This is a genomic window from Pseudoalteromonas luteoviolacea CPMOR-1 (assembly GCF_001625685.1).
GTDB lineage: Bacteria > Pseudomonadota > Gammaproteobacteria > Enterobacterales > Alteromonadaceae > Pseudoalteromonas > Pseudoalteromonas luteoviolacea_K.
Genome location: NZ_AUYC01000034.1, coordinates 62711 through 76144 on the forward strand (window position 1 = coordinate 62711; position 13434 = coordinate 76144).

The 13434-nt window shown below is 41.4% G+C and carries 8 protein-coding genes; 1 reads left to right on the forward strand and 7 read right to left on the reverse strand.

Annotated features, from left to right (window positions below; translation table 11 throughout):
• Positions 1-31 precede the first annotated feature (31 nt).
• Positions 32-538: a DUF2062 domain-containing protein gene (locus N473_RS14550; protein ID WP_039609880.1), complete on the forward strand. Its 507-nt coding sequence runs from the start codon at positions 32-34 to the stop codon at positions 536-538.
• Positions 539-606: 68 nt separating this feature from the next.
• On the opposite strand, the gene N473_RS14555 is transcribed toward N473_RS14550, so the two are convergent.
• The 7 genes from N473_RS14555 to N473_RS14585 form a co-directional block, all read right to left on the reverse strand.
• Entirely contained in the window at positions 607-2334 is a 1728-nt protein-coding gene (locus tag N473_RS14555) for a DUF3466 family protein (protein WP_063368542.1), read from the reverse strand.
• 8 nt (positions 2335-2342) lie between these two features.
• Positions 2343-4259, reverse strand: coding sequence for an ABC transporter ATP-binding protein (locus N473_RS14560; RefSeq protein WP_063368543.1), 1917 nt, complete (start codon positions 4257-4259; stop codon positions 2343-2345).
• Between the two features lie 4 nt (positions 4260-4263).
• Positions 4264-4491, reverse strand: coding sequence for a glutaredoxin family protein (locus N473_RS14565; RefSeq protein ID WP_039609877.1), 228 nt, complete (start codon positions 4489-4491; stop codon positions 4264-4266).
• Complete coding sequence (gene rlmKL / locus N473_RS14570) at positions 4484-6595, reverse strand: bifunctional 23S rRNA (guanine(2069)-N(7))-methyltransferase RlmK/23S rRNA (guanine(2445)-N(2))-methyltransferase RlmL (RefSeq protein WP_063368544.1); 2112 nt, start codon at positions 6593-6595, stop codon at positions 4484-4486. Before rlmKL ends, N473_RS14565 begins: the two co-directional genes overlap by 8 nt.
• 64 nt (positions 6596-6659) lie before the next feature.
• Positions 6660-7190 carry a cell division protein ZapC domain-containing protein gene (locus N473_RS14575; RefSeq protein ID WP_063368559.1) on the reverse strand — a complete coding sequence of 177 codons (531 nt, stop codon included), beginning with the start codon at positions 7188-7190 and terminating at the stop codon, positions 6660-6662.
• Positions 7191-7312: 122 nt separating this feature from the next.
• Positions 7313-8323 (reverse strand): quinone-dependent dihydroorotate dehydrogenase, encoded by a 1011-nt coding sequence (pyrD, locus tag N473_RS14580; protein ID WP_063368545.1) that lies wholly within the window; start codon positions 8321-8323, stop codon positions 7313-7315.
• 81 nt (positions 8324-8404) lie between these two features.
• The gene (locus N473_RS14585) at positions 8405-13237 is read right to left on the reverse strand and encodes an NAD-glutamate dehydrogenase (protein WP_063368546.1); all 4833 of its coding nucleotides are present in this window, start codon (positions 13235-13237) and stop codon (positions 8405-8407) included.
• Between the last annotated feature and the right edge of the window lie 197 nt (positions 13238-13434).

The following is a 13434-nucleotide window of genomic DNA, read 5'->3' on the forward strand; positions in this document are numbered from 1 at the left end:
AAATCAATATTGAAGTAAATGGTTGCTCTATATGGCAAAAAAAACGATCCAACGCTTTTTACCCGATCACAATAAGATCAAAGAACAAAAATCGTTAAGAATTTTTGGAAGTTTACTGCACGATGCAAATCTTTGGCATCTTAATCGACGCTCAGCCAGAGGCGCCTTTTCCGTTGGACTGTTTTTTGCGTTCATCCCTGTCCCTTTTCAAATGGTACTCGCAGCCGCTCTAGCAATCCCTTTTAGAGTCAACTTACCTTTATCTATTGCTTTGGTTTGGATTACAAACCCATTAACAATGCCACCTATCTTTTATTGCTCTTATCTTGTCGGTGTTTTCGCACTGGGTCAAGAAATTCAGCCATTCCAGTTTGAACCTACTTGGGAATGGTTAACGCAGAGCATCTCTACGATAGGTCCTGCTTTTATTGTTGGCTCTTTGATATGTGCATCCATCGCTGCTGTTATCGGATTTTTTGGTATCGACTACCTTTGGCGACGCTCGGTCAACAAAGCGTGGGAAGCAAGAAATCAATAAGTGAGTTCAATAAGTGAGTTCAATAAGTGAATGAATTAAAAAAGGGCCTTTCGGCCCTTTTTTAATTTTTATTTTCTGCGTCTTCTAAGCATCAATAATGGCAACGCTAAAAAGCCTAACATACCAAACGATGCTGAGCTTCGCTCATAAGTCTCTGCTTCTTCCACCGGACATGTATCCGGCTGACCGCCAGTTCGAGTTAGCAATACAGGCACAGATACAGACTCAAACTCATCTTCACCAGCACTGTTTTTTGTTACATTGCCTAAACTGTCTCTGCGCTTAACTGTCTTAGTTGCAATCGCATAGATTTGGTTATCTTCTGTAATTTTAACTGCATCTCCTATACGGTAAGGAAAATCAGCACTTTTACACGGCAGCAGGTCATTTAAGTTTTGCAATTCTGCAGTTTCTATATTGTATAGAAAAGCCTCTCTTCTCGGACTATCACCAATATCTTCAGCTTCGGCTTGACCTACGATATATCCAGCATCATTGATGTCTCGAGGATACATATCTGAGCTATTAAAGAATGACTTCATTTCAGTAAAAGACTGATTATTGATGTCATAATAGTACCCTTTTACTTGCTGAAAAGTACTAAGCTCATCAAAACGGTAGCCGATTACGATATTGTTGTTATTGATATCAACACCACGGCTGGCTTCATAAATCTTATCATGGTCAATAATTTGAGTGAACTTACCATCCTTATAGTAGCCCGCTCTTTGCCTACTGATAAAATCACCATCTTTGCGAGTTTGCGAGTGGCCTACAGCATAACCAGACTGGTTTGCTGACAAAGCAGTACCTAAATGAATTCTCTCTTCATTTTCTTCGCGCTCAATACCTAGACCGAGAATTTTAGATTCGCCTTCAATCAGGTTGAAATTCGCATCTAACTTCCACTGGTAAGCGTGGCGGTTATAGTAAATCGAACCATTTTGCAGTTCCCATACACACACATTTACCGGCTCGTTTTCGCCTTTACACAAATCATCAAAACGCTGTTGACCATCAATCGCAACATCGATTGAGCTTTGCCCTACAACTAAGTATGTGCCGTCGTCTAGCTTCTCAACATGATTCGCAATACTGTAACCACCATACTCTCCAACAAACGCAGGCGGTAGCTCTATTACTTCTCCGCCTGGCGTGATAAACACACCACGGGAAGAAAACGCTCTTTCAAAAAATACCGTAGGCTCACTTTCACCATCTTTGGTGAAATCAGTTCTTTTTGAGTATGGCGCACTACCCCAACCCACCATAGCTCCATCCGAAGCCACACCGTTGATATAAGATACCACTGAACGAGACAATTCATTGTTAGTGTAATCTCGCTCCACATCAAAAAGCACTTTCTCATCAGCTGTCGTTGTTGAATACACCAAGCTTGCACTAGAGTTCAGCTTTTGATATTCAGCATTTCCACTACGCTGATTAAGATATGCACGCAAAAAGTCATGTGCATCAGGATCTGTTGCCGCGGCATTATTATTTTCGATGTCATCCAATGTAAAGTTTATTGGGTCGTCAATTCTTTCACGTCTCTCTTTTAAGTTGTTGTAATCATTCTTTAGATTATCATCATTAAAATCGATATATGTTGTATCAATTTTTAAATTAAAGAGTCCTGTCGCCCTACCAACTGCTTCGCCAGATTCATTTGCATCGATAACAAGGGTATTTGTCGAGGTACTATGTGAAGGTAACTCAGTTAACTGATACGCTGCAGCAAAAAGCTGCCCTGAAAAGCACAAACCAATACTGGCGGCTAAAAGTGAATATCTCATTTCAATCCTTACTGCTGATTCTGTAAAGCTTCTAATTCTTCCCAACGTTCATACGCGGTTTCGAGCTTGGACTCCAAATCCGCTAGTTGGTTCAATGCTTGTTGTGTTACATCAGATTCTTGTTTAAAAAACTCTGGCGAGTTAACTAATGTTTGCTGCGCTTCAAGCGCGGTTTCAAGTTCCTCTACTTTACTCGGCAAAGCTTCTAATTCAAGTTTTAATTTGTAACTGAGCTTACTTGATTTGTTTTTTGTTGTATCGCGTTTAACTGGTGCAGATGCAGACTTTTCTTTGTCTAACTTTTCAAGCTCTTTTTGCTGAGCCAGCTTGTTATCTCGATACGCCTCAAAATCGCTGTAACCACCGACAATCTCGGTCACAACGCCATCGCCTTCAAATGCCCAAACACTATTACACGTGTTATCAATAAACTCCCTATCATGGCTAACAATCAAAATTGTACCTTGATATTGCGTAATAATTTCCTCTAGCAGCTCTAAAGTTTCAATATCCAAATCATTGGTTGGTTCATCTAAAACTAAAACGTTTGATGGCTTTAAAAACAGCTTAGCTAAAAGCAATCGGTTTTTCTCACCGCCAGAAAGGGCTTTAACAGGCGTTCGGGCCCGTGCAGGTGGAAATAAGAAGTCTTGTAAATAACCCAATACATGACGACTTCGGCCCCCAATAGAGACCTCTTGTTTGCCTTCAGCAACGTTATCTTGCACCGTCATTTCTTCATCAAGCTTTTCTCGATACTGGTCGAAATAAGCGACTTCTAAATTAACACCTTGCTTTATCTTGCCGCTGTCTGCTGCTAGTTTTCCAAAAAGTAACTTTAATAACGTCGTTTTGCCGATCCCGTTAGGGCCAATTAATCCGACTCTATCTCCACGCATCACAAGCGTAGAAAAATCTTTGACAATGGCTTTGTCTTTGAATGCATGATTCACAAAATTGGCTTCAAATACCAACTTGCCCGAGCGCTCTGCTGACTCAATATTAAAGTCCGCTTTACCCACTTGCTCAATACGCTGCTTTCGCTCAACGCGTAACGCTTTTAAAGCACGAACACGACCTTCATTACGAGTTCTACGCGCTTTGATCCCCTGCCTTATCCAAGTCTCTTCTTCGGCAAGCTTTTTATCGAACAACGCATTTTGCGCTTCTTCAACTTTTAAATCATGCGCTTTTTGTTCTAGGTACTTAGCGTAATTACCAGGATAAGAGACCAACTTTCCTCTATCCAAATCTAAAATACGCGTAGCAACGGCTCTGATGAACGCACGGTCGTGAGAAATAAACACAATGCCACCTTTGAAATCTTTCAAAAATGACTCTAGCCACTCTACACTTGCCATATCTAAATGGTTCGTCGGTTCATCAAGTAATAGTAAATCGGGGTCACTGACAAGCGCTTTAGCAAGTGCAACTTTCCTCAGCCAACCACCAGAGAGTTTTTCTAGGCGCATTTGCGCAGTCAATTGCAATTGACTTAGCACTACATTAATACGGCTCTCAAAACGCCATGCATCTGCCGCTTCGATTTCAGCAGATAAGCGTTCAAGCTTATTTAGTAAACTACTTGATTGGTCTGTTTGCAGCGATTCGCTTACGTGGTTGTATTCAATTAGAAGGCTCGCCACATCAGGTAAGCCCTGTGCAACATAATCGAATACACTGCCCTGCGCACCTTTAGGTGGGTCTTGCTCTAGGCGAGATACTTTTAAGCCGGTAAGACGATTTATTTCACCATCATCCAATAACACCTGCCCATCAAGTACTTTTAATAAGGTTGACTTACCAGCTCCATTTCTACCAACAATACACACACGTTCGCCAGCTTCGATCAAGGCGTCGGCATTGTCTAGCAACGGATGAGAACCAAAAGCAAGTTGTGCTTTAGCAATTCTAATTAAATCCATCTTCTTATATAAACTCTTGAATTTGTTGTTGAGTAAATGGCCAGTTTAGCAATTTACCTGTTTTTATATTTTTCAGTACCGGAATAGAGGTTTGATATTGTGTCATCAAACTTTCATCATCCAAGATATCTTGGTGATGAATGTCTTCATGTGTAAGCACAGACACAGCCAATTGGTATGCCTGTTCACACAAATGACACCCATCAGTGTGATATAGAATCACTTTAGCCATGGGTAATTAACCAGCTATTGTGGATCTGTTTGTTTCTTTTAAAATCTGGAGACAGCGTTTCTGCTGAAATATTCTCTGCTTTCAAGCCCAGTCCCATTAAGGCTACTTCATCCATTTTAAAGCCTCGTTTGTTATTCGAGAACAACAAAACACCATCCGGGCTCAAAATACTTTTAACCCAAGTCAATAATTGAATATGATCTCTTTGAACATCGAATACATTTTTCATTCTCTTCGAGTTTGAAAAGGTAGGCGGATCTAAGAAAATCAAATCATATTGACCTTTGGCATGCTCTAACCATTTCAAGCAATCCGCTTGTTCAAATCTAAAACGTGGATTTTTAAGGTTATTAAGTGCGAAATTCTCTTCTGCCCACTTAAGATAAGTCTTTGACATATCGACAGTTGTAACCGACTTAGCGCCACCTATTGCCGCGTGAACCGATGCAGATCCCGTATAAGCAAACAAATTTAATACTCGCTTATCTTGGGCATTTTGCTGAATAAATCGACGTGCAAGACGGTGGTCTAAAAACAGCCCAGTATCTAAATAGTCATATAAATTAACTTTGAACTTTGCACCAAACTCTTCGATGATCTGATAGCGGTTTTGCTTCTCGTATGAAGTATATTGCTCGTCACCTCGCTGTTTTTTACGTACTTTAACCGCTAAGTTGCTTGGTGAAATATCTAAGGTTTCAGCAGTCAAAGAAATCACGTCTTGTAGGCGCTTATCTGCAACGTCTGCGTTGATTTCTTTTGGTGCAGCATATTCAAAGATAACAGCGTTATCACCGTATACATCAACAGCAACGTTATATTCAGGAATATCTGCATCATACAAACGATAAGCCTCAACAGACTCTTTTTTCAACCAACTTTTTAGGCCCTGCTTATTCTTTTTAAGTCGGTTAGCAAACGCACGAGACTGCTCAAAATGCAATTCTGACGCCTGTTGATTTTGCGCAACTTGCTTTTCATTCAGCTCGTACATGTACAAGGTGACATCAATAGGACCATTTTTAAACTTATAACGTTTTTTAGACGCAAGTTTGAGTAATCTAAATAACTCATCGTCCGTACCAAGCAGTGCAGCGTTCCAATCACGATAATGTTTTTTGAAGCTCACACCCATATTACGATAAAGATTGATTAATTCGGCCATTGAGCCTAAGCGTTCACCATACGGTAAGTTACTCAAAATTGTGCCTGGACGTTTTGCTACAGACTGCAACTTGCCCGCATCTGCTTCTTTAAACTGAATAAGTTCGCCAACACCTGCACGGTTTGCATTTGACTGAGCAGTATCTAGTACTCTTCCATCAATATCATGGCCAATTAACCACAATTTAGAATCGACTTTTTCCGCTTTCAGCTCATTTTGGATTTCTTTGAACTTGGCTTCTCTGAAGCTAGGAAGGCGCTTAAAAGCAAATGCTTTATGTAGATTTGTGGGCAAGTTTAAAGCCATGCTCGCGGCTTCGATTAACAATGTACCTGAACCACAACACGGATCAAATAAAGGCTTTGAAGTGTCATTCAGCCAGCCACTTCGAGTTACAAGTGCAGCTGCAAGGTGTTCACGAATTGGCGCTTTACCCTGTTTGGTTCTATAGCCGCGGTCAGACAATCTTGGACCTGAATAATCAAGATATAGTGCAATTTTTTGCTTATTAAGCTTAGCAATAATTCGAACATTTGCGTCTTGTTTATCTACAGATGGGCGCTGCTCGTATAGATCTTGGAAATAATCTACAACCGCATCTTTAATGACTAAGCCTGAAAACTGCGTATTTTTTAGTTCTTTATTCGTCCCGTTAAACTCAACGGCAAAAGTTTGTGACGGGCCAAACCACTCCTGCCAACCTTGAAAACGAGCAAATTTATACAGGTCATCTTTATTTTTAATATCTTCGTGCTCATCAATTAACAACATAACGCGCGTCGAATATCGCGTCATCATACAAAACTTCTGAGCGGTAAGATTGTCGGCTTCAAAGCGAACCGAGCCAATGCTTTGCTTGGTAACTTTAATTTCGAAAGATTGAAGTTCTTCGACTAGTAAATTCTCGATGCCAATCGATGTAAGCGCAATAAACTGCAATGTGATAACCCTGTAATTTCAATTGACGCGAGTATAACACAGCTATGTAAAGACTGGGATTGGATTAAGCGCTTCTGCTGACTTTATTATTTACCAAGACTGGGTGAATGCGGTCATTTAAAACCTTAATGGCTTGGAACTGCTCTAAGCTGATATTTTCATCAAGTTGGAAGTTAGCGGTTAAGTTTATGCACAAGCTTGCCTCACGTTCGTGATCAACAATCAAACACTCGCCCGTCATAACTTTAGATTTAAGACTAATTACCGCATTGCAAAGTACTTCATTACCAACATACGCTTGAAAAAACCAGCTTTTGGCCTGAACTGGCAACAAATGAAATTTGGCTGCTGTGGCATTGAGTGCAATTTGACAACATTGTGCCTCTGACCAAACAGAATAAGTACACAAGTAGTCAAACACATTTTGATAAAATGCAGCCTCTTCTACGCTAAAGGTGGGACTTGCGTCTGAGTCTGCAGTAAGCTGGCGTAAGCGATACGGCGTGCAAAGTTGTAACTCGTCACCCAAATCAACAAGCAAACGGTTTTGTGTGCGACATTGGAGCCAACGCCACTCTTTTGATGCTTGCAAAATCGCCCTCCGCATTACTATTAAATTAATTCAACCAGTAACGCGAAGTATATCGCGATTTTTGCAAGTGTAAAAATATTTATAATAACAATTTGTTTAGGATCATTTCGTAATATGACTGATCCTTATAAAGAATTTACGATCCTTTTGATCAACTGTGGCCCTTCGTAAATGAAACCAGTATACAATTGAACAAGGTCAGCGCCCGCGTTGAGCTTTTCTTGCGCAGCGTCAGCGCTGTCAATTCCACCCACGCCAATAATCGGTAATTTACCTTCTGTAAGACGTTTTAGCTCTTCGACAACATACGTAGATTTTTCACGTACTGGGCGTCCAGATAAGCCACCTGCTTCATTTGCAAATTCCAAGCCCTGTACTGCATCCCTTGCTAAGGTTGTGTTCGTAGCAATGACACCGTCAATGCGGTTATTTACAAGAGATTCAGCGATTTGAGTTAATTGCACAGCATCAACATCTGGCGCAATTTTTACCAGCATTGGCACTGACTTTTTGTGTTTTTCAATTAAGTCGACTTGCTCGTTTTTAAGGCTTTGTAAAAGATCATCTAGCGCTTCACCATATTGTAAATCACGCAAACCCGGAGTATTAGGTGATGAGATGTTTACAGTGATATAGGATGCGTGTTCAAAGACTTTACGCATACAATGAATGTAATCATCTTTGCCCTGCTCGTTTGGTGTATCTTTATTTTTACCAATATTGATCCCAAGGATCCCGGTATAATTTGAAGCCTTTACGTTAGCAACTAAATTATCTACGCCTTTATTGTTAAAGCCCATTCTGTTTATCACAGCATGTGCCTCTGGAAGACGAAAGATACGTGGCTTGTCATTACCAGCCTGAGGCCGAGGTGTAACAGTACCCACTTCAATAAACCCAAAACCCATTTGGCCAAATGCATCAATACATTCTGCATTTTTATCTAGACCAGCAGCCAATCCCACTGGATTATCAAATTCTAAACCTAAAAAGTTAACAGGCTTTTTAGGCAGAGACTGTGACCAAGCGAGACTTAATGGGGTATTTTTGAAACGGCGCAAGTTGCCTAGAGCAAAGTCGTGGGCCCATTCCGCATCTTTATTAAACATATAACGACGTGCTAAATCGTAAAACATCGTGACTCCTTAAGTTCCTGGTAACAGTTTGAGGCAAAAAAATACCCCAGCAATTGCCGGGGTATTTTAACGTGTTAATTTTTATTTGGAAGTGTCACAGTTGTGACTTAGTAGCATTAATTCTCTCAACGCTACTGAGAACTTCGCAAAGTCATGGTTTTGAGAAGTCTTAAACTCCGCAAGCATTTGCTGCCAACGGTGTAATAATGACGACTGATTATCCATCCACTGATTAATAAGCGCATCAACTTCACCATCACCTTCGAAGCTATTAAGAACAACCTCAGACAATGCACGCTGCTGCCAGTCAAGCTCTTCACGATATGAAGCACGTGCTAGCGCTTGCCAGTGGTTTGCAACTGGTTGTGCAGTGATCTGCTCTAGGAACCAGTGTAGACCCATGTTTGCACCTAACTTGAAGTACGTATTAGATACCACTGAGATATCACGCTTCGCATTGTTTGCAACTTCTGCAAGATCCATGACTGAGAACAAGCTAGACAGCGACACGATGCGGTTAGCTAATGCCTCAGGCACCCCTTCAGAAGTTAACTCTGCGGCTTTCTCAGCAAGACGTGAGCTCTCTTCTTCAACCATATAAGTTGTCAGATTCGCACTTAAGTCTGCAAATGTTGGCGCGAAGAACTCAATTGTTTCTTCAATCGTCATTGCTTTATTACGGTGACGTAAGAACCAACGTGTTACGCGACGTACTGTACGACGTAATTGATACAACATTTCTGTTTGAACCGCAGATGGGATCTTATTGTCAAGCGATGAGATTTCAGCCCATGTTTCTGACATTTGGAATGTTGCACATGCGATTGAGTAACAAAGTGCAATTTCAGCTTCTGTTGCACCTGTTTCTTCATGCATACGGATCATGAAGTTCAAGCCCATATCGTTTACGATATTGTTAGCAAGCTTAGTGGCAATGATCTCTTTTCTCAGCGGGTGCTCATCCATTGCCGCGTTAAAGCGGTCACGTAAAGGCACAGGGAAAGAGTTTACTAGTAACTGACGGTAATAAGGGTTTTCAGTGATTTCATCAACCACTAGTGTTTCTTTAAGTACCATCTTAGAGTAAGAAACTAGAACAGAAAGCTCTGGACGAGTTAAATCTAGACCTGCCGCTGCGCGCTCTGCAAGCTCTTCATCACTCGGTAAGAACTCGATGTTTCTGTCAAGTTTACCTTCTTTCTCAAGCGCGTGAATGAAGCGGATTTTCTCTTTAAGCGTCGCTGGCCCTTTTGACTTAGTTACAGACAACGTATGTGTTTGACGGTAGCAGTCAGCAAGCACAAGCTCAGATACTTCGTCAGTCATTGCATATAGCAACTCGTCACGTTGTTTCTTCGTAAGGTCACCTTCAGCAACTAGGCCATTAAGTAAAATCTTAATGTTTACTTCGTTATCTGAACACGCAACACCACCTACGTTATCGATGAAGTCAGTGTTAATACGGCCGCCTTTGGCTGCGAACTCGATACGACCAAGTTGCGTCGCACCTAAGTTACCACCTTCACCGAAGATCTTAGCACCAAGTTCAGAGCCATTGATACGAAGTGCATCATTCGCTCTGTCACCCACATCCGCGTCACTTTCGTTTTTAGCCTTGATGTAAGTACCGATACCACCGTTCCAAAGTAGGTCAACAGGCATCATTAGAAGCGCTTTAATCAACTCATTTGGTGTCATGCTTGCTTTCTTAGTACCAAGCATTTTCTTAATTTCTGGTGTTAGTGTGATTGACTTCGCTGCACGAGAGAAGATACCGCCACCTTGAGAAATTAAGCTTGCATCGTAGTCTTCCCACGAAGAACGTGGTAATTCGAACATACGTGCACGTTCTTTGTAAGAGCTCGCTGCGTCTGGGTTTGGATCAATGAAGATGTGCATGTGGTTAAATGCAGCAACTAAGCGCGTGTGCTCTGATAGCAACATGCCGTTACCGAATACATCACCTGCCATATCACCAATAGCAACTGCTGTAAAATCAGTTGATTGACAATCAATATCCATTTCACGGAAGTGACGTTTGACTGACTCCCAAGCACCTTTTGCTGTGATACCCATCTTCTTGTGGTCGTAACCAATTGAACCACCAGATGCAAATGCATCACCTAGCCAGAAGTTGTACTCATCAGCAATGCCGTTAGCAATATCTGAGAATGTCGCTGTGCCTTTGTCGGCTGCAACTACTAGGTATGGGTCATCTTCGTCATGACGAACTACATCAACAGGAGGAACGATATCACCGTGAATGATGTTATCTGTAATGTCTAATAGACCACGGATGAAGATCTTGTAACATTCTTGACCTTCACGGAAAAAGCCTTCACGGTCATTTGGCAACTGCTTACATACGAAGCCGCCTTTAGAACCTACAGGTACGATAACTGTGTTCTTAACCTGCTGTGCTTTAACAAGGCCAAGTACCTCTGTACGGAAGTCTTCACGACGGTCTGACCAACGTAAACCACCACGAGCAACCTTACCACCACGTAAGTGAACACCTTCGATACGCGGAGAGTATACAAAGATTTCAAATGCAGGTAATGGCAGCGGCATTTCTGGAATTGCGCTTGGCTGGATTTTGAATGACACGTATGACTTGTTAGAACCGTCAGCTTCTTTTTGGTAGAAGTTCGTTCTCAACGTCGCATCAATCATTGCTACGTATAAACGAATAATACGGTCATCATCAAGGTTCGCGACACTTTCAAGCTCGTGGTAGATTTTTTCTACTAGCTTATCAAGTGATTTTTGCGCCACGTTCTTTTGCGGACAGAATTTCTTCTCAAAAAGCTCAACCAATTGGTTAGCGATATGAGGATAGTGTTCGAAGGTATTTTCAATGTAAGACTGTGAGAAAGTCACACCTATCTGACGCATGTATTTAGCATATGCACGAAGGATAGATGCTTCACGGCCCGTAGACCCAGCTTTTAACACTAAGCGGTTGAAGCCGTCATTCTCTAGGCGGTTATTCCATACATTGATAAGTGCGGCACGGAAACGTGCAGAGACTTTATCAAAGTCAGCTAGGCCTTTGCTGTCTAACAGCATAGAGAAGTCCATGATCCAGTTGACTTGACCATCACTTGTCTTAACAGCGTAAGGTGTTTCACCAATTACACGTAGGCCAAAGTTTTCAAGCATTGGCATTACATCAGAAAGGTGAATTGGCTCGTCTTTGTGGAATAAGCTCAAACGCACTATTTGTGAATTTGCTTCTTCTTGAGGTCTGTAGAACAACATCTCAAGTTTGTTCTCATCACTCAACTTTTCAAGTTTTGAGATATCAACGACAGCTGCACTTGGCAACACTTCGTCTTTATATGCACGAGGGAAAGCCGTAGCATATTTGCGGTTTAGATCATTACCGCGCGCTTCACCTTCACCCGCAAGTAAAGCTGTTTGTAGTTTATCTTCCCAAGTACGGGCAGCTTCTACTAAATTATTTTCGATTTCTTTCACGTTGTACTTAATGTTGTTGTCAGCTACACGAACAATGTAATGCGTTCTTGCTAGTGTAGACTCTGAGAAAAATGTAGTGAACTCAACTTTTTCGTTAGACCCAAAGGCATCGCCTAAAAGTTTCTGAGTTTCGCGACGAAGCGCGGTGTTATATCTCTCACGCGGCACGTAGACCATACAAGAGAAGAAACGTCCATATACGTCTCTTCTAACGAATAGACGACACATATCACGCTCTTGGGTTTGTAATACACCCATAGCAACATCTAATAACTCAGATTCACGAGCCTGCACTAGCTCATCACGTGGGTACGTTTCTAAGATATTTAAGACAGCTTTATAAGCGTGTGTTCCTTTAGCAAAATCACACTGCTCCATGATGCGAGCAATCTTACTCTTCAAAACAGGAACATCTGATGCACTATTGTTGTAAAAACTTGATGAGAATAAACCAATGAAGCGGTCTTCACCAATTACATTCCCTTCTTCGTCAAAGCGTTTAATACCAACATAATCAATATGCGCTGGACGGTGAACGCGTGACTGAGAATTTGTTTTAGTCAGAATCAATAGGTTCTTGCTACGGGCTTCAAGGCGAGCTACTTCTGGTAATTCTGATAATAGGCGGCTGCTTTCAGAAGAATTTTTCATTAGACCTAAACTTGAACCTGCTACAGGTTTAAGTTCATAGTCACCTTGCACTGGCACAAGATCGTACTGACGGTATCCCATGAACGTGAAGTTATCACGTGCAAGCCAATCAAGAAATTCAACCGCCTCATTAAGCTCTTGTTTTGAAGAGCTGTGCTTGCGATTAGGAATATCTTCACCAACAGCAACCAGCTTGTCTCTGATTAATAACCAGTCTTCAACCGCTACAGAAACATCTTTTAACACCGACTCTAGTTCTTGGGTAAAGTCAGCAATAACTGCTTCGTCTGTTTGACGATCAATTTCTATGAAGAAAACAGTTTTTGTAGATGAAGATTCTTGTTCAGTTTTTAAGCCTGAAACAGCTGAGATTTTATCATCTTGGTCACGGTTGATCTTGAGAGGACAGTGTAAAAGTAGATGCGAAGCAATATTCTTACGGCTTAGCGCCATACGCACTGAGTCAACCAAAAATGGCATATCATCTGAAATGATTTCTACAATCGTGTGAGACGATTGCCAGCCATCTTTTGCAACTTCAGGGTTGAATACACGGATCACTGCTTCATCTGAGGTATTCTTCTCTAGAGAATTCCAAAGACTCAAAGCAGCACCGTACAAGTCGCTGTCGTTACGATTAGCCAAGTCCTCTTTAGACATGTTGCTGTACAAGGCTTTGGCAAATGTTTCAACGAGCGACACGTTATCGGCATGAACTTTTTTCTGGATCAACTTGCAAACGTTATCAAGGATAACCGATGCTGGACCTTCACTTTGTGTCATTATGTGTTCCTTAATCTATACCACCTTTGAACGGTAGATTATTTGTACAGCCAATTATTAGCGTGGAGTCCAGAGGATTTTAACCTTTCTGGCGCTAATAAAAAGCTTTTTTGACAAAAACATTTGAGGCTTTTCAGCCAGTTGGTCATATATTCACAAATTGTAGATATAAATGGCCAATTAAGGCCATTTAAGAG